The following is a 19,128-nucleotide window of genomic DNA, read 5'->3' as shown; positions in this document are numbered from 1 at the left end:
CTTGAAAAGCGCGCGCCGGCCCATACCCGGAGCGCATCGCCGCATCCGCGGCCGCAACACGAGGAGCCACGCCCATGACCGAATCGCAACCGCAGACCCTGGGTTTCCAGACCGAGGTCAAACAGCTGCTGCAGCTGATGATCCACTCGCTGTACTCGAACAAGGAGATCTTCCTGCGCGAGCTGGTATCCAACGCGGCCGACGCCGCGGACAAGCTGCGCTTCGAGTCGCTGGTGCGGCCGGAACTGCTGGAAGGCGGCGGCGAGCTGCGCATCCGGGTCGATTACGACGCCGCCGCGCGCACGGTCAGCATCGAGGACAACGGCATCGGCATGAGCCGCGAGGAAGCCGTGGCCCACCTGGGCACCATCGCCAAGTCCGGCACCGCCGACTTCCTGGCCCACCTCAGCGGCGACCAGAAGAAGGACGCGCACCTGATCGGCCAATTCGGCGTGGGCTTCTACAGCGCCTTCATCGTCGCCGACCAGGTCGATGTCTACAGCCGCCGCGCCGGCCTGCCGGCCAGCGAGGGCGTGCATTGGTCCTCGCGCGGCGAAGGCGAGTTCAACGTCGCCACCATCGAGCGCCCCGAGCGCGGCACGCGCATCGTGCTGCATCTCAAGGACGGCGAGGAAGGCTATGCCGACGCCTGGCGCCTGCGCGGCATCATCAAGAAGTATTCGGACCACATCGCCTTGCCGGTGGAGCTGCGCAAGGAGGCCGAGGGCGAAGACGCCGGCGCCGAGGCCCAGTGGGAAGCGGTGAACCGCGCCAGCGCGCTGTGGACGCGGCCGCGCGGCGAGGTGAAGGACGAGGAATACCAGGAGTTCTACAAGCACCTCGCGCACGACCATGCCAACCCGCTGGCGTGGAGCCACAACAAGGTCGAGGGCAAGCTGGAATACACCTCGCTGCTGTACGTGCCCGGCCGCGCGCCGTTCGACCTGTACCACCGCGACGCCGCCAAGGGGCTCAAGCTCTACGTGCAGCGCGTTTTCATCATGGACCAGGCCGAGCAGTTCCTGCCGCTGTACCTGCGCTTCATCAAGGGCGTGGTGGATTCGGCGGACCTCTCGCTCAACGTCTCGCGCGAAATCCTGCAGGCCGGGCCGGTGATCGACTCGATGAAGGCCGCGCTGACCAAGCGCTCGCTGGACATGCTGGAGAAGCTGGCCAAGGACAAGCCGGAAGATTACGCCGCGTTCTGGAAGCAGTTCGGCCAGGTGCTGAAGGAAGGCCCGGCCGAGGACTACGGCAACCGCGAGAAGATCGCCGGGCTGCTGCGCTTCGCCTCCACCCACGGCAGCGACGGCGCGCAGGACGTGGCCCTGGCCGACTACGTGGCGCGCATGAAGGAAGGCCAGGACAAGCTGTATTACCTGACCGGCGAAAGCTACGCGCAGATCAAGGACAGCCCGCACCTGGAGGTGTTCCGCAAGAAGGGCATCGAGGTGCTGCTGCTGACCGACCGCATCGACGAGTGGCTGATGGGCTACCTGACCGAGTTCGACGGCAAGTCGTTCGTGGACATCGCCCGTGGCGACCTCGACCTGGGCGCGCTGGACAGCGAGGAGGAGAAGCAGGCGCAGGCGCAGGCCGCGCAGGAGAAGCAGGCGTTGGCGGAACGGATCCAGCAGGCGCTGGGCGATGAGGTGGCCGAGGTGCGGGTGTCGCAGCGGCTGACCGATTCGCCGGCGATCCTGGCCATCGGCCGCGACGACCTGGGCCTGCAGATGCGCCAGATTCTGGAAGCCAGCGGGCAGAAGCTGCCGGAAGCCAAGCCGGTGTTCGAGTTCAACCCGGCGCATCCGCTGATCGAACGGCTGGATGCGGAGCGCGACGACGCGCGCTTCGGCGAGCTGGCGCACGTGCTGTTCGACCAGGCGGCGTTGGCGGCCGGCGATACGCTGAAGGATCCGGCGGGTTATGTGCGCCGGCTCAACAAGCTGCTGCTGGAGTTGGCGGGGCGGTGATGGGTGCGGGAGGGGCGATGGTCGGCGTCGCCCCTTCTTTTTTGCAGGGTGCGGCAGCTGATCGTCGAGGTGACGCGGCGCCCGCTTTGGGCCGCGGTCTCGCGTTGATGGCTGGAGGCTCGGTGTCGCGTGGCTGGCCGTGGGCGTCGTGCGTTGCTCGCCTCGGTGTCGCGTTGCCTGCCGTTGTAGGAGCGGCTTCAGCCGCGACCCGTAGAGGGTGCAGTCGCGGCTGAAGCCGCTCCTACAATGCGGGCGGCAAGGCACGCGGACGGCGGGCGGACCGGCGATCCAGCAGCAAAGCCAGCCTCCATGCCAGCGACGCCGCCACCGGCAACGCCTCCCCCGCCCCCCTCACGCCATCACATCCAGCAAAAACCCAAGGCTTTCATCACTCGCCTTCAGCATCCGCGCGTTGGCATCGAAGGCCAGCGCCGAGGCGCGGGCGTCCACCAGGTCGCCCACCGGCGCGCCGGCGTCCGGCGCGGCTTCGGTGAGCGTGCCCTGCACGCCGCCGCCGGCACTGGCGGTGGCGCTGACCGCCACGCGCGGGCTGCCTTCCACCGGCAGGCGCGCCACGTTGGACGCGCTCGCCTCCAGCCGCAACGCCGCCACCCGCATGCCCGACGCCGAAATACCCAGACTGTCCATGTACGCCTCCGTGCCGCCCAGAACGGCAGCCCTGCACGCTCGGTAGCGGCCGCGCGCGCCTGGACTTGAGTCCACGCGGGCGCCACGGCCCCGGGTGTTAGCATATCGACCTGTCTTGAAGCCCCCGCCAATGCTCAATATTTTCCGCCGCAAGAAGCCCCAGGACGCCGCGCCGGACGCGCCCGCCACCCAGCACTACTCGGCCGAGGAGCTGGCCGCCGCGTTCCCGCAGGCGCCGGCCCAGGCCAGCGAGACGGTGACCGAGGCCGAGCTGGTGCAGGCCCTGCCGCAGGAGGCGCCAGCGGCCGCCACGGGGGCTGCGGAAGCCGCGCCCGCCGCCGCCGAGCCCACTGCGGTGGCCCCGGCCGAGGCCAGTATCCAAACGCCTGGCGCGGTGCCCGCGGCCGCCCCGCCCGCGCCCGTCGAACCCCCCGCCGCGACGCCGGCCAACGACATGGCCGACCTCGGCGCGCACGACGCGGTGCCGGCAGCGGCCGGCAAGCCGGGTTGGCGCGAGCGCCTGCGCAACAGCGGCTTCGCGCGCAGCTTCGGTGGCCTGTTCTCGCGCAACCCGCGCCTGGACGACGACCTGCTGGACGAAATCGAAACCGCGCTGATCACCGCCGACGTCGGCGTGCCGGCCACCACCGCATTGGTCGAGGGCCTGCGCAAGCGCATGAAGTCGCGCGAGTTCGCCGATGCGCCGGCGCTGCTGGCCGCGCTGCGCGCCGAGTTGATCGGCATGCTGCGCCCGGTCTCGCAGCCGCTGGTGATCGATCGCGCGGCCAAGCCGTTCGTGGTGCTCACCGTGGGCGTCAACGGCGTCGGCAAGACCACCACCATCGGCAAGCTCGCCAAGCGTTTCAAGGACGAAGGCCACGGCCTGATGCTGGCCGCCGGCGATACCTTCCGCGCCGCCGCCGTCGCCCAGCTGCAGGCGTGGGGCCAGCGCAACGGCGTCACCGTGATCGCGCAGGGCCAGAACGCCGACGCCGCCTCGGTGGCATTCGACGCGTTGCAAGCCGGCAAGGCGCGCGGCACCGACGTGCTGATCGCCGACACCGCCGGCCGCCTGCATACGCAGACCGGCCTGATGAACGAACTGGGCAAGATCCGCCGCGTGCTCGGCAAGGTCGATCCGACCGCGCCGCACGAAGTGCTGATGGTCATCGACGGCACCACCGGCCAGAACGCGCTTTCTCAGCTGCGCCAGTTCCATGCCGCGGTCGGCGTGACCGGCCTGGTGGTGACCAAGCTCGATGGCACCGCCAAGGGCGGCGTGGTGTTCGCGCTGGCACGCGAGTTCGGCATTCCGATCCGTTTCGCCGGCATCGGCGAGCGCCCGGAAGACCTGCGCGTGTTCGACCCGGAAGCGTTCGTCGACGCGCTGCTGCCCGAGGCGCTGGGCGCCTGACCGCCCCGTCCCCGCCGCCGCGCGGGGACGCGCACCGCATGCCGGACGCCTACAGCCACCGCCTGCTGGCCTGGTTCGACCGCCACGGCCGCCATGACCTGCCCTGGCAGCACCCGCGCACGCCGTACCGGGTGTGGCTGTCGGAAATCATGCTGCAGCAGACGCAGGTCGCCACGGTGATCCCGTATTTCGCGCGCTTCCTGCAGCATTTCCCCACCCTGCCCGACCTGGCCGCCGCCTCCGACGACGCCGTCATGGCGCAGTGGGCCGGCCTGGGCTACTACGCCCGCGCGCGCAACCTGCATGCGGCGGCCCGGCGCTGCGTTGAATTGCATGGCGGCGAGTTGCCGCGGGATTTCGACGCGCTGCATGCGCTGCCGGGCATCGGCCGCAGTACCGCCGGCGCAATCCTCAGCCAGGCCTGGAACGACCGCTTCCCCATCCTCGATGGCAACGTCAAGCGCGTGCTCGCGCGTTTCCACGGCGTGGAAGGTTTTCCCGGCCTGCCGGCGATCGAACGCCAGCTGTGGGCACTCGCGCAGGCGCACGTGGACACCGTGCCGGCCGGCCGCCTCGCCGACTACACGCAGGCGCAGATGGATTTCGGCGCCACCCTGTGCACGCGCGCCAGGCCTGCGTGCGCGCTGTGCCCCCTGCAGGACGATTGCGTGGCCCGCCGCGAAGGCCGCACCGATGCGCTGCCCACGCCCAAGCCGGGCAAGGCGGTGCCCGAACGCTCGGCGGTATTCCTGCTGCTGCGCAACGCGCGTGGCGAACTGCTGATGCACAAGCGCCCGCCGACCGGCATCTGGTCCTCGCTGTGGTCGCTGCCGCAGGCCGACGACCTCGCCGGTGCGCGCGCGTGGTTCGAGCAGCACGTGCGCGGCGATTTCGATGCCGCCGAAAGCCTGCCGGACCTTGTCCACGTGTTCACCCATTTCCGCCTGCACATGCAGCCGCTGGCTATCGCCCCGGTCGCCCCCGGCGACGCGGTGCGCGACAATGCCGACCTGCGCTGGGTCGCCCCCGGCGACCTCGCCGCGCTGGGCTTGCCCGCGCCGATCCGCAAACTCCTGGGCCCCTGACCGCCATGTCCCGTACCGTGTTCTGCCATTACCTCCAGCGCGAAGCGCCCGGCCTGGCCTTCGTGCCGTATCCCGGCCCGATCGGCCAGCGCGTGTTCGCCGAGATCAGCCAGGAGGCGTGGGCCGCGTGGCTGGCGCACCAGACCATGCTGATCAACGAGAACCGCCTGTCGCCGCGCGACCCGGCGCACCGTGCGTTCCTGGAAGGCGAACTGCAGAAGTTCCTGTTCGCCCGCGATGCGGAAAAGCCGGCCGGCTTCGTCGCCCCCGACGCGGGCTGAGGCGGGGCGCGCGCGCAGCGCTCAGCGCAGGCCGGGCGAAAAACGCGCGACCAGGTCGTAGAAGCTGCCCAGGAATACCTGGCGCACCCACGTCACCGGTTGATCGTCGCGCCATGTACGCCGTTCGATCACCAGGCAGGCGGTGGCTTCGGGCACGTCAAGCAGCCGTGCTTGCGCCGCGTCGGCGTTGATCGCGCTGATGCGGTGCTCGGCGCGGGTCCACGGCACATGCCGCAGCAGCCAGCTGCCCGGCGCCTGCGCGGCGAAATCCTGTTCGATGGCGGCGGGCACCGCGCGCGGGTCGATCAAGCGTTGTTCCAGCGCGAAAGGCCGGCCGTCGGCCAGGTGCCGGCTGTCCAGCGCCAGCACGCGCCCGCCTTCGGCCAGCGCACGCTCCTCTGCCTGCCCGGCGCGCGGCGCGCGCAGCTGCCGCTGCAGCAGTTCGAAGCGATAGGCGAAGCCGCGCTCGGTGACCTGCGCCTCGATATCGGGAATCTGCAGCGCCACCTGCTCCAGGTGCGGATGCGGCCGCGCCACGAAGCTGCCCGCGCGGCGGCGGCGCTCGATCAACCCGGCGCTGGCGAGTTGGGTCAGCGCCTTGTTCACCGTCATGCGCGAGCAGGCGTATTCGGCCATCAGTTCGTGCTCGCTCGGCACGCGGTGGCCGGGCGCCCACTCGCCGCGCAGGATGCGGCCCTGGATGTCGTCGCGGATGCGCTGGTGCAGCGAGGCCGCGACGCTGGCGACGGCGTCGCTCACGCCGACGCGCCCAACAGTGCCTTGAGCACCTGCGCGTAGCGCGCGGCGATGCGTTCGCGCGCCACGTGGCGGCCGTCGCGCACCAGCGCGCGGCCGTCGCGCCATACCGAACGCACGGCACCGCCGCGCGCGGCGAAGATCCAGCTGTCCAGCCAGGCATCGCCTTCGCGCATGGCGAGTGCCGGATGCGTGGTGTCCAGTTCGACCAGTTCGGCCGGCCGCCCCGTGGCCAGCCCCGCCTGCACGCCCAGCGCCTGCGCCGCGCCGTCGAGCGCCTGCGCGAACAACCAGCGGCCGCTGGAAGCGCCCTCGCGCGCCAGCACGTTGCGGCCGCGCAGTGCCAGGCGCTGGCCGTATTCGAGCAGGCGCAGCTCCTCGGCCGCATCGATCAGCACGTTGGAATCGGAGCCCACGCCGAAGCGCCCGCCGGCAGCGGCGAAATCGCGCATCGGGAACAGCCCGTCGCCGAGGTTGGCCTCGGTGATCGGGCACAAGCCCACCACCGCCTCGCGCGCGACCACGCCCTGCCACTCCTGCGCGGTGACGTGCGTGGCGTGCACCAGGCACCAGCGCGCATCGACCGGTGCGTGGGCCAGCAGCCACTGCACCGGACGCAGGCCGGACCACGCCACGCTGGCTTCCACCTCGCGCGTCTGCTCGGCGATGTGGATGTGCACCGGGCCGTCGTTGAGCGGCAGCAGCGCGGACAGCTCATCGGGCGTCACCGCGCGCAGGCTGTGCGGCGCGATGCCGAGCACGGCATCGGGCAACGGCGCCAACGCGTGGCGGCAACCTTCCAGCAGCCGCGCGAAGCCGTCCACGTCGTGGATCAGGCGGCGCTGCGCCGGGTTTGGCGGCGCGCCGCCGAAATCCGCATGCGCGTAGAACACCGGCAACAACGTCAGCCCGATGCCGCTGGCCTGCGCGGCGGCGGCCACGCGCGCGGACATCTCGGCCGGGTCGGCATGCGCGCGGCCTTCGGCGTCGTGGTGCAGGTAGTGGAATTCGCCCACGCGGGTGAAGCCGGCTTCGAGCATCTCGATGTAGGCCAGCTCGGCGATGGCCTGGAAGCTGTCCGCGTCCAGGTGCGCCAGGAAGCGGTACATCAACTCGCGCCAGCTCCAGAAGCTGTCGCCGCCGTGGTCCCCGATCTCGGTGAGCCCGGCCATGCCGCGCTGGAACGCATGGCTGTGCAGGTTGCCCAGGCCCGGCACGACGACGCCCAGGCGCTCGTCGCCCGGTTGCGCCGGCACACCGGCCGCGACCGATTCCCAGCGCCCGCCCGCCGACACCAGCCGCACCGCGCGCGCCCAGCCTTGCGGCAGCAGCGCATGCTCGGCCCACAGGCCCCGGGACGCTTCGTTGGAGTTTTGCTGCGCCGCCACTGGACACCCTCCTTCGCCGGCTTCTATTGTATAGACATATCAGATCAGCCCGGCGCACACCATGCACTGCGACACGCTCTGGCACAACGCCCACCTCGCCACGCTGGCCGAAGACGACGGCCTGGGCATCGTGCGCGATGGCGTGGTGGCCTGCCGCGACGGCGTCATCGTGCATGCCGGACCCGCGGCCGCCGCGCCCACCTTCGACGCCGCCGAACGCATCGACTGCGGCGGGCGCTGGATTACCCCCGGCCTGATTGACTGCCATACCCATCTCGTCTACGCGGGCAACCGCGCCCACGAATTCGAGCAGCGACTGCGTGGCGCCACCTACGCGGAAATCGCACAGGCCGGCGGCGGCATCGTCTCCACCGTGCGCGCCACCCGCGCGGCGGATGAGGACGCGCTCATCGCGGCCTCGCTGCCGCGCCTGGGCGCGATGCTGGCCGAAGGCGTGACCACGATCGAGATCAAATCCGGCTACGGCCTCACCCTGGAAGACGAAAGCCGCCAGCTGCGCGTGGCGCGCCGCCTGGGCGAACTGCGTGCGGTGGAAGTGGCGCCCACCTTCCTCGGCGCGCACGCGGTGCCGCCGGGGATGGAGGCGCAGGCGTACATCGACGAGGTCTGCACGCGGATGATCCCCGCCATCGCCGCCGAAGGGCTGGCCGAAGCGGTGGACGTGTTCTGCGAGCACATCGCCTTCTCGCCGGCGCAGGCCGAACAGGTGTTCGCGGCGGCGCGCACGCACGGGCTGGCGATCAAGATCCACGCCGAGCAGCTGAGCAACCAGCATGGCGCGGCGCTGGCCGCGCGCCACGGCGCGCTGTCGGCCGACCACATCGAGCACCTGGACGCCGACGGCGTGGCCGCGATGGCCGCCGCCGGCACCGTCGCCGTGCTGCTGCCCGGCGCGTTCTATTTCACCCGCGACACGCTCGTGCCGCCGCTGGACGCCCTGCGCGCGGCCGGCGTGCCACTGGCGCTGGCCACCGACTGCAACCCCGGCACCTCGCCGCTCACCAGCCCGCTGCTGGCGATGAACATGGCCGCCACGCTGTTCCGCATGACGGTGGACGAGTGCATCGCCGGCTTCACCCGCCATGCCGCACGCGCGCTCGGCCGGGGCCAGCGGCTGGGCCAGCTGCGCGAAGGCTTCGACGGCGACCTGGCGATCTGGGACATCGACGCGCCCGCCGACCTGGTCTACCGCATGGGCTTCAACCCGCTGCACGCGCGCGTCTGGCGCGGGCGCACCACCGCTTCCCGGAGAGATCGATGAGTTCCCCCCTCGTGCTGCGCCCCGGCGCGGTCACCCTCGCGCAGTGGCGCGCGCTTTACCACGGCGCCGACGTGCGCCTGGACCCCGCCGCGCTGGCCGCGGTCGAACGCAGCGCGCAGGCCGTGGCACAGATCGTCGCGCGCGGCGAGCCGGTCTACGGCATCAACACCGGCTTCGGCAAGCTCGCCAGCGTGCGCATCGCCGATGCCGACCTGGCCCAGCTCCAACGCAACATCGTGCTCTCGCATGCCGCCGGCGTGGGCGAGCCAATGCCGCGCGCGGTGGTGCGGCTGATGCTCGCGCTCAAGCTCACCAGCCTGGCGCAGGGCGCCTCGGGCATCCAGCCGGCCACGCTGGCGCTGCTGGAAGCGCTGCTGGTGCACGACGTGATTCCGGTCGTGCCGTGCCAGGGCTCGGTGGGCGCCTCGGGCGACCTGGCGCCGCTGTCGCACATGGCGGCGGTGATGATCGGCGTGGGCGAGGCCTTCGTCGGCGATGAGCGCCTGCCGGCCACCGAAGCGCTGGCACGTGCAGGCCTGCAGCCGATCGTGCTCGGCGCGAAGGAAGGCCTGGCGCTGCTCAACGGTACGCAGTATTCGACCGCCTACGCGCTGGCGGGCCTGTTCGAGATCCAGACCGTATTTTCCGCCGCGTTGGTCGCCGGCGCGCTGTCGGTGGAAGCGGCCAAGGGCTCGGACACGCCGTTCGACCCGCGCATCCACGCGTTGCGCCGCCAGCCCGGCCAGATCGCCACCGCGCAGGCCTTGCGCGCGCTGATGACCGGCTCGGAAATCCGCGAATCACACCGCCTGGGCGATGTGCGCGTGCAGGACCCGTACTGCCTGCGCTGCCAGCCGCAGGTGATGGGCGCGGCGCTGGACGTGATGCGCCAGGCCGCCGCCACGCTGGAAACCGAGGCCAATGGCGTCTCCGACAACCCGCTGGTGTTCACCGACACCGGCGAGGCGCTGAGCGGCGGCAACTTCCACGCCGAGCCGGTGGCCTTCGCCGCCGACATGCTGGCGTTGGCGGTGTGCGAGATCGGCTCGATCAGCGAGCGCCGCACCGCGATGCTGGTGGATCCGGCGTTGTCCGGCTTGCCCGCGTTCCTCACGCCCAAGCCCGGCCTCAACTCGGGCTTCATGATCCCGCAGGTCACCGCCGCGGCGCTGGTGTCGGAGAACAAGCAGCGCGCCTACCCGGCCAGCGTGGATTCGATCCCGACCTCGGCCAACCAGGAAGACCACGTCTCGATGGCCGCGCATGGCGCGCGCCGCCTGCTGGAGATGGCCGCCAATGCCGCGCACGTGGTGGGCATCGAACTGCTCGCCGCTGCGCAGGGCTGCGACTTCCACGCCCCTCTGCGCTCCAGCACGGCGCTGGAGGCGGCGCGTGCGCTGCTGCGCGCGCAGGTGCCGATGCTGCAGGAAGACCGCCATTTCCACCCGGACATGCTCGCCGCCACCGCGCTGGTGCGCGCCGGCGCGCTGGCGGCCGCCGCCGGCGTGGCACTGCCCGATGTCTGCGGCGAATGATCCCCGCCAGGAGCCCGCGATGAACGCCCTCCCCGACTGGTTGACCGTGCACCGCGGCGAGGCGCCGCTGCTGATCAGCTTCCCGCATACCGGCAGCGACTTCCCGCCCGAACTCACCGAGCGCTATGCCACCCCGTGGCTGGCACAGCGCGATACAGACTGGTGGGTGCACCACCTGTACGACTTCGCCGCCGAGGCGCTCGGCGCCACCACCGTGCGCACGTCCATCTCGCGCTCGGTGATCGACGTCAACCGCGACCCCAGCGGCGTGTCGCTGTATCCGGGGCAGAACACCACCGGCCTGTGTCCGCTGACCACCTTCGACAACGAGCCGCTGTACCGCGAGGGGCAGGCGCCGGACGAGGCCGAAATCGCCGAGCGCCGCCAGAAGTGGTTCGACCCGTACCACGCCACGCTGCGCGCGGAAATCCAGCGCCTGCGTGCGATCCATCCGCGCGTGGTGGTGTACGACGCGCATTCGATCCGCTCGCACATTCCGCACCTGTTCGAGGGCCAGCTGCCGCAGTTCAACATCGGCACGAACATGGATGCCAGCTGCGATGCGGCGCTGACCGATGCGGTCGAAGCCCTGTGCGCTGCCAGCGGCATGGGCCACGTGCGCAACGGCCGCTTCAAGGGCGGCTGGATCACCCGCCACTACGGCGCGCCGGCCGACGGGGTGCATGCGATCCAGATGGAGCTGGCCTGCCGCGGCTACATGCACGAGCCCGATGCGGTGGCCGCCGGCAACTGGCCTTCGCCCTGGCTGCCCGAACGCGCCGTGCCGCTGCGCGCCGTGCTGTGCCAGGTGCTGCGCGCATGCCTGGCGTTCGCCCGCGACACCGACAACACCTTGCCTTCGTCTTCGAGGAACCCCGCATGACCCGCCGCGACCCGACCCGCGTCATCCACGCCCCGACCGGCACCACGCTGAGCGCGAAGAGCTGGCTCACCGAAGCGCCGCTGCGCATGATCCAGAACAACCTGGACCCGGACGTGGCCGAGCGCCCCGAAGAGCTGGTGGTGTACGGCGGCATCGGCCGCGCGGCGCGCGACTGGGAAAGCTTCGACGCCATCGTCGAGACGCTCAAGCGGCTGGAGGACGACCAGACCTTGCTGGTGCAATCCGGCAAGCCGGTGGGCGTGTTCCGCACGCACGCCGATGCGCCGCGCGTGCTGATCGCCAATTCCAACCTGGTGCCGCGCTGGGCCAATTGGGACCACTTCAACGAGTTGGACAAGAAAGGCCTGGCCATGTACGGCCAGATGACCGCCGGCAGCTGGATCTACATCGGCGCGCAGGGCATCGTGCAGGGCACCTACGAAACCTTCGTGGAAATGGGCCGCCAGCACTACGGCGGCGACCTGTCCGGCAAGTGGCTGTTCACCGGCGGGCTGGGCGGCATGGGCGGCGCGCAGCCGCTGGCGGCGGTGATGGCCGGCGCCTCGTGCCTGGCGGTGGAATGCCGCCAATCCAGCATCGACATGCGCCTGCGCACCGGCTACCTGGACACCTGGACCGATTCGCTGGACGAAGCGCTGCGGTTGATCGACGAATCGTGCCGCGCGAAGAAGCCGCTGTCCGTCGGCCTGCTCGGCAACGTGGCCGACGTGCTCGCCGAGCTGCTCGCACGCGGCATCAAGCCGGACCTGCTCACCGACCAGACCTCCGCGCACGACCCGGTGAACGGCTACCTGCCGCAGGGCTGGACGGTCGAACAGTGGGACGACAAGCGTGTTACCGCGCCGAAGGAAGTGGAGAAGGCCGCGCGCGCCTCGATGGCGAACCACATCCGCGCCATGCTGGGTTTCCACGCACTGGGCGTGCCCACGGTGGACTACGGCAACAACCTGCGGCAGATGGCGCTGGAGGAAGGCGTGGCGAATGCCTTCGACTTCCCCGGCTTCGTGCCCGCCTACATCCGCCCGCTGTTCTGCCGGGGCATCGGCCCGTTCCGCTGGGCCGCGCTGAGCGGGGACCCGGAAGACATCGCCAAGACGGATGCCAAGGTGAAGGAGCTGATCCCGGACAACCCGCACCTGCACCGCTGGCTGGACATGGCCGCCGAGAAGATCAAGTTCCAGGGCCTGCCGGCGCGCATCTGCTGGGTCGGCCTGGGCGACCGCGACCGCCTGGGCCTGGCGTTCAACGAGATGGTCGCCAAGGGCGAGCTGAAGGCGCCGGTAGTGATCGGCCGCGACCACCTGGACAGTGGCAGCGTGGCCTCGCCGAACCGCGAGACCGAAGCCATGCGCGACGGCTCGGACGCGGTATCGGACTGGCCGTTGCTCAATGCATTGCTCAACACCGCCTCGGGCGCGACGTGGGTATCGCTGCACCACGGCGGCGGCGTGGGCATGGGGTTCTCCCAGCATGCGGGCATGGTGATCGTCTGCGACGGTACCGAAGCGGCCGCCAAGCGCATCGCGCGCGTGCTATGGAACGACCCGGCCACGGGCGTGATGCGGCACGCTGACGCGGGCTACGACATCGCCATCGACTGCGCGAAGGAAAAGGGGCTGGATCTGCCCGGGATTCTGAAATAGCTCATCTGAAGTTGGAAGAAGGGCGAAGCGTAGATGTTTACGCCGCATTCCTGTCAACGTCAGCAGTTCTGACAACAGCATGTCCCCAACGAATTTTCTTATAGTCGAGAGCATCAAAAGGGGCTTTCCTTGAAAAGCCAGAAGATTGCTGGCGATTAAAAGGAAAGATCATGAGAGTGTTGTCCGAATGCGAAATCGCGCAGGTGTGCGGCGCAATCAACGGGGTATCTCGCGAAACTGTCGGCTGCGCCGCAGGCGGAGCGATAGGCACTGGCTTTGGCGGCGTCGCCGGTGGGCTGGCCGGATGTATCGGCGGAGCCCTGGCCGCCAACAACATGGCAATTGGTGGAAGGTTCTCCGGTCCTTTCGGTGGCACACCTGCTGGACTGAGGGCGTGGATCGTCCGCATCTATAGCAGTTAGGACTCCGACTATGCCTTGGTGGATCAAGAGCTCGCTTTACGTTGCGATGCTGATCTGCACAGCAAGTCCACTGCAAACGCGCGTACCGCGCGGGTGGTTCATCGTCGTGCTCGCGATCCTCACCACGATCATCCTTATCCTGATAGAGGGGCTTGATCGTTGGTGGAAGCATAGAACGCACCAGCAAAAAGGCGATCACTGACTGCTTGACCCGTCGGCAACATGAATGTTGCCGACGGGCTTACCGTGGCCTCCCGCCCGCGCAATCACGGCGATGAGTGGTTCATCGGACCAAGAAATCTGAAATATTTCTGCAAAGCAGGATAACTAGCTTTATCCGGATGAACGGCACGCATGCGGATTATCGCAATGAATTCTGCTCATTGTGGAACTCAGGACCGTTGCAACAAGAGCCCACGAGTTCCGGTAGCTCAATACGTGCGCATGTCAACTGAGCACCAGCGATACTCCACCGAGAACCAGTCCAACGCCATCCGCGAGTACGCAGCTGCAAACGGAATGGAGGTTGTCCGAACATACGAAGATCACGGCAAAAGCGGCCTGAACCTAAGAGGCAGATCTGCACTTAGATCCCTTCTGCGCGACGTCGAGTCCTCCGACCCCGGATTTCAAGCCATACTCGTATATGACGTCAGTCGCTGGGGAAGATTTCCTGATCCCGACGAAGCTGCTGCCTATGTTCACGCCTGCAAGAGCAGAGGCATACCCGTCATTTATTGCGCGGAGCCCTTCAAGAATGACGGATCCCTGCCATCGACGCTCCTCATCGGACTAAAAAGAAGCATGGCTGCGGAATACAGCCGAGAGCTTTCCGAAAAAGTGTTTCGAGGAGCATGCACTATCGCTCGTCATGGCTACAGACAGGGCGGCCCACCCGGCTTCGGACTTCGTCGCCAACTGATCGATGAGAACCACAGACCCAAGACACTATTGGTCAGAGGGGAGAAGAAGAGCATACAGACGGACAGGGTCAGGCTCGTTCCAGGCCCAGAAAGCGAGGTGGCAACCGTACTACGAATCTATCGACTATTTGTGGAGAAGGCCCTCCCAGAACGCGTGATCGCCGCGACACTCAACAGGGAAGGCATCTACAACGGATCGGATAATTCGTGGACACGTTCGACGATCCACCAAGTTCTCACAAACGAAAAGTACATCGGCAGCAATATCTACAACCGTAGATCGTTCAAGCTCAAGCTTAGAAGAGTACAGAACCCGCCAGATGAGTGGATCTGCACCAAGAACGCATTCGAGCCAATCGTTTCCCTGGATCTATTCAACCAAGCGCAAGCGGTCATAGCAGCGCGATGCCAGCACTTGAGCGATAGCCAGATGCTTGAAAGTCTTCGATGCATCCTGGATAAGCGCGGAGATCTGTCGAAGGCACTCATCGATGAAGAAGAGGCTTCCCCATCCAGCAGCGTGTTCCGAACGAGATTCGGCAGCTTGCTACGGGCATATTCGCTAATCGGGTATGTGCCCAAACGGGACTACTCATATCTGCAAATCAATCAGCAGATAAGAGCCTTCCGCAGATCACTCCTCGATGAAACCATTGACGGGATCTTGAATCACGGCGGCCAGGCAGAGACAGGCCACGGAAATGAGATCCTCAACGTAAACGGCGAGCTTCGCATTCTGGTAGCTATTGCCCGCTGCCGTCAGACGCCCGGCGGATCGTACCGCTGGCTGATCCAACTTCCCACACCGCTTGAGACAGAAATCGTAGTCGTCGCCCGCATGGATTCCGGCAATCAAAAGCCTCAGGACTTCTACGTACTGCCGTCGCTCGACCTTGCGCCAACCAATTTGCCGACCCGGGAGGACAATGGATTCTCTCTGGATGCGTACAGAACGCTCTCTCTCGAAAGTCTCTTCGAGCTTACACGTCGCGCCCTACTGACGGAGTCCTCATGAGCATCCATGACGGCAGCATCAAGATGATAGAAATATCCGACATTCATATATCCAACCCACGGGTCCGCAATCAGCGGACGCACAGAAGCATTGTTCGTAGCATCGAAACCATCGGAATCAAACGTCCAATCAGCGTCAGACCCGCGAGCTCATCTGACGACCCCCGCCCATACGTGCTCATCTGCGGACAAGGACGCTTGGAAGCCTGCCAGCAACTGGGCCACAAGAGCGTCCCAGCTCTTGTTCTGAACGTAGACGAGAAGACGGGTCATGTAATGGGCATCATCGAGAACGTGGCGCGCCGAACCCCTCGTGCGGCTGAAATCATGGACAGAGTCCAAGATCTTCGCTGCTCGGGATACTCAGATCGCGATATAGCCACCAAACTCGGATGCACCGCATCTTGGGTAAACATCGTCGGAAATCTTCTTGAGCGTGGTGAACGCCGACTTCTTTCCGCTGTAGAAGCGGGCCACATGTCGATGAATCTTGCAATCGAGATATCAAGATCGGAGGACCAGGATGTCCAGCAGCTGTTGATAGATGCCTACGAGTCCGGCGATTTGAAGGGCAGAAAGATCTCTATCGTCAGAAGGTTGTTAGATCGGCGCTCGCACAGCGGAAAGAGTGGTACATCCACCTTTTCACGACAAGCAAACAGAAGAAAAATGACCCCAGAGGACTTGTCCAACCTCTATAAACGAGACGCCGAAATGCACAGGAAGATTCAGAAGAAGGCTGAGTTTGTCGAAAGATCACTCCTACTGTGCAGAGAAATTATGAGGGACCTCTTCCGTGATGAAGATTTTCTTGCCCTCATGAGGGAGCAGGACCTCCGAACCATCCCACAGCCTTTGGCCGACCTACTTCCAGCCGGAAAAGCAAGATGACAACGCCCAAATCAGAAGCAGTCAGACTTGGCTTCCAAAGGAGTTGCATCCAGATCCCGCTTGACCAACTCCACTACACCATCGACATTCCGAGCGGAGTGAAGCAGTCGATCAAGTACCGCCAGATCGTCGCATCGATCAAGGCAGTCGGGCTAGTTGAACCAGTTGCAGTGACGGTAGACAGGAGTGCGCCCAATAAGTTTCTTATATTGGATGGCCGTTTACGCCTTGAAGCTCTGAGAGACATTGGCGCTGCTTCAGCAACTTGCATGCTATCGACTGATGACGAGGGGTACACCTACAACAAGTATGTCAATCGACTATCCGTGATACAGGAGCACCGTATGATCCTGCGAGCTGTCGAGCGCGGGGTATCGATTGAACAGTTGTCAGCTGCTCTAGACATATCGCCGAGCACCATTCGTGACAGATTTCGGCTCTTGGAGGGGATTAGCGAAGACGTCGCAACAGCTCTTGCCGATAAGCCTGTCGCTGCGGGCGTGTTTCGCCTCCTGCGAAAGATGCGGCCGTTCCGGCAGATTGATGCAGCGCACACCATGATCAATCTTGGTGACTACTCGATCCGATTAGCCACGGCACTCCTTCAGAACACCCCAGCTGAGCAACTGTTAGATCCACCGAATGGGCAGAATCAGAATGCATCCCCCGCTGCAGCACTGCAACGACTTGAAAGAGAGCTTGCTGCGCTCCAGGCCGATACCAAGCTACTGGAAGAAAGCTACGGACCTTCTAGCCTTCAACTAGAGATCGTTAGAACCTACGTAAGGAACTCTCTATTGAATAATGCATCGGTCGTCCGTTGGCTTGCCTCCAAGAAGGCAGACTACCTGCAGCAGCTTCAGCGAATTGCTGACATCAAAAGCGCTGACGGCATTTGATCGAACGTTTTGGAGAAGGGTTCTCCACGACTGGCGGCGAGATCGCCATCGAACAGTGAGCACGCAATCCTTCACGCCCAAATGAACGGAAAACTGCCATTCTTGCCCCCCGCGCACCGGGGCGGGACAATAGCCAGTCATTCAGCACGCCCCACCTCCATGATCGATTCCGCCCGCTACCCCCGCCTGTCCCAGGTGCAGACCCCGGCCGACCTGCGCCGCTTCGGCGAGGACGAGCTGCCGGCCATCGCCGAGGAACTGCGGGCGTATCTGATTGAATCCGTGGGCAAAAGCGGCGGGCACTTCGCGGCCGGCCTGGGCGTCATCGAGCTGACGGTCGCCCTGCACTACCTCTATCAGACCCCGGCCGACCAGCTGGTGTGGGACGTGGGCCACCAGACCTACCCGCACAAGATCCTCACCGGGCGGCGCGACCAGATCCACACGGTCAAGCAGAAGGACGGCGTGGCGCCGTTCCCCAAGCGCGAGGAAAGCCCCTACGACACCTTCGGCGTGGGCCATTCGTCCACCTCGATCTCCGCCGCGCTGGGCATGGCCATCGCGCTGCAGCAGACCGGCGACGAGCGCAAGGTGGTGGCGGTGATCGGCGATGGCGCGATGACCGCCGGCATGGCCTACGAGGCGCTCAACCACGCCGGCGGCATGGAGCCGGAACCGAACCTGCTGGTCATCCTCAACGACAACCGCATGTCGATTTCCGAGGCGGTCGGCGGGCTGACCAAGATGCTGGGGCGTGCGACCGGTAGTCGCACCCTCAACGCGATCCGCGAGGGCGGCAAGAAGATCCTCGGCGACAAGAAGAACAACCCGACCGCGCGCTTCGTGCGCCGCTGGGAAGAACACTGGAAGGGCATGTTCGTGCCGTCCACGCTGTTCGAGGAAATGGGCTTCCACTACACCGGCCCGATCGACGGCCACGACCTGCCCGCCCTGCTGGGCGCGCTGAAGACGCTCAAGACCCTCAAGGGTCCGCAGCTGCTGCACGTGATCACCACCAAGGGCAAGGGCTACGAGCTGGCCGAGGGCGACCAGATCGGCTACCACGCGGTGGGCCCGTTCGACCCGGAAAAGGGCCTGGTCGCCAAGGCCGGCGCGGTGAAGAAGCCGACCTATACCGACATCTTCAGCGACTGGCTGTGCGACATGGCCGCCGCCGATCCGAAGCTGCTGGGCATCACCCCGGCGATGCGCGAGGGCTCGGGCCTGGTGCGTTTCAGCAAGGAATACCCGCAGCGCTATTTCGACACCGCCATCGCCGAGCAGCATGCGGTGACGCTGGCGGCGGGTATGGCCACCCAGGGCGCCAAGCCGGTGGTGGCGATCTACTCGACCTTCCTGCAGCGCGCCTACGACCAGCTGGTGCACGACGTGGCCGTGCAGGACCTGGACGTGCTGTTCGCGATCGACCGCGGCGGCGTGGTCGGCCCGGACGGCGCCACGCACGCCGGCAACCTGGACCTGAGCTTCCTGCGCTGCGTGCCGAACATGGTGGTGATGGCGCCCGCCGACGAAGCCGAGGCGCGGCAGATGCTGAGCACCGGCCATCGCCACGTGGGCCCGGCGGCGGTGCGCTATCCGCGCGGCACCGGCCCGGGGACCGCGGTGGGCAGCGACCTGTCCACCTTGCCGATCGGCAAGGCGCAGGTGCGCCACGAAGGACGCCGCATCGCGCTGCTCGCGTTCGGCGCGACCGTGCCGGCGGCCGAGAAGGTAGGCGCGGAGCTGGGCCTGACGGTGGTGAACATGCGCTTCATCAAGCCGCTGGACCGCGCGTTGCTGCTGCAGTTGGCGCAGACGCACGAAGGCTTCGTGACCATCGAGGACAACGTGGTGGCCGGCGGCGCGGGTTCGGGCGTGTCGGAGCTGTTCAACGCCGAAGGCGTGCTGCGCCCGGTGCTGCACCTGGGCCTGCCCGATGCCTTCCAGCACCATGCCAGCCGCGAGGACCTGCTGGCCGAGGCCGGCATCGACGCGGCGGGCATCCGGGCGGCCGTGCTCCGGCGCTGGCCGGAGCTGGGTACCAAGCCGCCGCTGAGCGTGGCGGGCTGA

At 66.9% G+C, this 19,128-nt stretch carries 16 protein-coding genes; 13 read left to right on the top strand and 3 right to left on the bottom strand.

Annotated features, from left to right (window positions below; translation table 11 throughout):
* Positions 1-74: 74 nt before the first annotated feature.
* Entirely contained in the window at positions 75-1,973 is a 1,899-nt protein-coding gene (gene htpG / locus P6166_RS04925; protein WP_277763397.1) for a molecular chaperone HtpG, read from the top strand.
* 351 nt (positions 1,974-2,324) lie between these two features.
* On the opposite strand, the gene P6166_RS04920 is transcribed toward htpG, so the two are convergent.
* Positions 2,325-2,621: a hypothetical protein gene (locus tag P6166_RS04920; protein ID WP_277763396.1), complete on the bottom strand. Its 297-nt coding sequence runs from the start codon at positions 2,619-2,621 to the stop codon at positions 2,325-2,327.
* Between the two features lie 130 nt (positions 2,622-2,751).
* Here P6166_RS04920 and ftsY point away from each other — a divergent pair, with 130 nt between their 5' ends.
* The 3 genes from ftsY to P6166_RS04905 are packed head-to-tail and all read left to right on the top strand — an operon-like array spanning position 2,752 to position 5,401.
* On the top strand, positions 2,752-4,035 hold the full coding sequence (gene ftsY / locus P6166_RS04915; RefSeq protein ID WP_277763395.1) for a signal recognition particle-docking protein FtsY: 1,284 nt from the start codon (positions 2,752-2,754) through the stop codon (positions 4,033-4,035).
* 38 nt (positions 4,036-4,073) lie between these two features.
* Positions 4,074-5,120, top strand: a complete 1,047-nt coding sequence (gene mutY / locus P6166_RS04910; protein WP_277763394.1) for an A/G-specific adenine glycosylase — start codon at positions 4,074-4,076, stop codon at positions 5,118-5,120.
* A gap of 5 nt (positions 5,121-5,125) precedes the next feature.
* Positions 5,126-5,401 (top strand): oxidative damage protection protein, encoded by a 276-nt coding sequence (locus P6166_RS04905; protein ID WP_130319116.1) that lies wholly within the window; start codon positions 5,126-5,128, stop codon positions 5,399-5,401.
* Positions 5,402-5,422: 21 nt separating this feature from the next.
* Here the strand turns inward: P6166_RS04905 and hutC are convergent, their stop codons facing one another.
* Positions 5,423-6,127: a histidine utilization repressor gene (gene hutC, locus P6166_RS04900; protein WP_277763444.1), complete on the bottom strand. Its 705-nt coding sequence runs from the start codon at positions 6,125-6,127 to the stop codon at positions 5,423-5,425.
* Positions 6,128-6,156: 29 nt separating this feature from the next.
* Positions 6,157-7,545 carry a formimidoylglutamate deiminase gene (locus tag P6166_RS04895; protein WP_277763393.1) on the bottom strand — a complete coding sequence of 463 codons (1,389 nt, stop codon included), beginning with the start codon at positions 7,543-7,545 and terminating at the stop codon, positions 6,157-6,159.
* A 61-nt stretch (positions 7,546-7,606) separates the two neighbouring features.
* Here P6166_RS04895 and hutI point away from each other — a divergent pair, with 61 nt between their 5' ends.
* The 9 genes from hutI (at position 7,607) to dxs (ending at position 19,128) form a co-directional block, all read left to right on the top strand.
* The gene (hutI, locus tag P6166_RS04890; RefSeq protein WP_277763392.1) at positions 7,607-8,827 is read left to right on the top strand and encodes an imidazolonepropionase; all 1,221 of its coding nucleotides are present in this window, start codon (positions 7,607-7,609) and stop codon (positions 8,825-8,827) included.
* Positions 8,824-10,362: a histidine ammonia-lyase gene (gene hutH, locus P6166_RS04885; protein WP_277763391.1), complete on the top strand. Its 1,539-nt coding sequence runs from the start codon at positions 8,824-8,826 to the stop codon at positions 10,360-10,362. Before hutI ends, hutH begins: the two co-directional genes overlap by 4 nt.
* Positions 10,363-10,381: 19 nt before the next feature.
* A complete protein-coding gene (gene hutG, locus P6166_RS04880) occupies positions 10,382-11,245 on the top strand; it encodes an N-formylglutamate deformylase (RefSeq protein WP_277763390.1) in 864 nt (287 codons plus the stop codon).
* A complete protein-coding gene (hutU, locus tag P6166_RS04875) occupies positions 11,242-12,909 on the top strand; it encodes a urocanate hydratase (RefSeq protein WP_277763389.1) in 1,668 nt (555 codons plus the stop codon). Before hutG ends, hutU begins: the two co-directional genes overlap by 4 nt.
* Positions 12,910-13,341: 432 nt before the next feature.
* Positions 13,342-13,533, top strand: a complete 192-nt coding sequence (locus P6166_RS04870) for a hypothetical protein (protein WP_207221044.1) — start codon at positions 13,342-13,344, stop codon at positions 13,531-13,533.
* A gap of 152 nt (positions 13,534-13,685) precedes the next feature.
* Positions 13,686-15,269, top strand: coding sequence for a recombinase family protein (locus P6166_RS04865; RefSeq protein ID WP_345781850.1), 1,584 nt, complete (start codon positions 13,686-13,688; stop codon positions 15,267-15,269).
* Positions 15,266-16,159 (top strand): plasmid partitioning protein RepB C-terminal domain-containing protein, encoded by an 894-nt coding sequence (locus tag P6166_RS04860; protein WP_277763387.1) that lies wholly within the window; start codon positions 15,266-15,268, stop codon positions 16,157-16,159. Before P6166_RS04865 ends, P6166_RS04860 begins: the two co-directional genes overlap by 4 nt.
* The gene (locus P6166_RS04855; RefSeq protein ID WP_277763386.1) at positions 16,156-17,058 is read left to right on the top strand and encodes a plasmid partitioning protein RepB C-terminal domain-containing protein; all 903 of its coding nucleotides are present in this window, start codon (positions 16,156-16,158) and stop codon (positions 17,056-17,058) included. The genes P6166_RS04860 and P6166_RS04855 overlap by 4 nt, the downstream gene beginning before the upstream one ends.
* Before the next feature lie 159 nt (positions 17,059-17,217).
* Positions 17,218-19,128 (top strand): 1-deoxy-D-xylulose-5-phosphate synthase, encoded by a 1,911-nt coding sequence (gene dxs / locus P6166_RS04850; protein WP_277763385.1) that lies wholly within the window; start codon positions 17,218-17,220, stop codon positions 19,126-19,128.

The organism is Stenotrophomonas sp. HITSZ_GD (genome assembly GCF_029543105.1).
In the GTDB taxonomy this organism is placed as follows: Bacteria; Pseudomonadota; Gammaproteobacteria; order Xanthomonadales; family Xanthomonadaceae; genus Stenotrophomonas_A.
Note: the sequence above shows the minus strand (reverse complement) of the source record. Positions and strands in the feature narration are given on the sequence as shown.

Excerpts from the sequence above, each read along its gene's own strand:
- htpG (WP_277763397.1), top strand. The coding sequence starts at position 75 with ATGACCGAATCGCAACCGCAGACCCTGGGTTTCCAGACCGAGGTCAAA.
- P6166_RS04920 (WP_277763396.1), bottom strand. The coding sequence starts at position 2,621 with ATGGACAGTCTGGGTATTTCGGCGTCGGGCATGCGGGTGGCGGCGTTG.
- ftsY (WP_277763395.1), top strand. The coding sequence starts at position 2,752 with ATGCTCAATATTTTCCGCCGCAAGAAGCCCCAGGACGCCGCGCCGGAC.
- mutY (WP_277763394.1), top strand. The coding sequence starts at position 4,074 with ATGCCGGACGCCTACAGCCACCGCCTGCTGGCCTGGTTCGACCGCCAC.
- P6166_RS04905 (WP_130319116.1), top strand. The coding sequence starts at position 5,126 with ATGTCCCGTACCGTGTTCTGCCATTACCTCCAGCGCGAAGCGCCCGGC.
- hutI (WP_277763392.1), top strand. The coding sequence starts at position 7,607 with ATGCACTGCGACACGCTCTGGCACAACGCCCACCTCGCCACGCTGGCC.
- hutH (WP_277763391.1), top strand. The coding sequence starts at position 8,824 with ATGAGTTCCCCCCTCGTGCTGCGCCCCGGCGCGGTCACCCTCGCGCAG.
- hutG (WP_277763390.1), top strand. The coding sequence starts at position 10,382 with ATGAACGCCCTCCCCGACTGGTTGACCGTGCACCGCGGCGAGGCGCCG.
- hutU (WP_277763389.1), top strand. The coding sequence starts at position 11,242 with ATGACCCGCCGCGACCCGACCCGCGTCATCCACGCCCCGACCGGCACC.
- P6166_RS04870 (WP_207221044.1), top strand. The coding sequence starts at position 13,342 with ATGCCTTGGTGGATCAAGAGCTCGCTTTACGTTGCGATGCTGATCTGC.
- P6166_RS04865 (WP_345781850.1), top strand. The coding sequence starts at position 13,686 with ATGCGGATTATCGCAATGAATTCTGCTCATTGTGGAACTCAGGACCGT.
- P6166_RS04860 (WP_277763387.1), top strand. The coding sequence starts at position 15,266 with ATGAGCATCCATGACGGCAGCATCAAGATGATAGAAATATCCGACATT.
- P6166_RS04855 (WP_277763386.1), top strand. The coding sequence starts at position 16,156 with ATGACAACGCCCAAATCAGAAGCAGTCAGACTTGGCTTCCAAAGGAGT.
- dxs (WP_277763385.1), top strand. The coding sequence starts at position 17,218 with ATGATCGATTCCGCCCGCTACCCCCGCCTGTCCCAGGTGCAGACCCCG.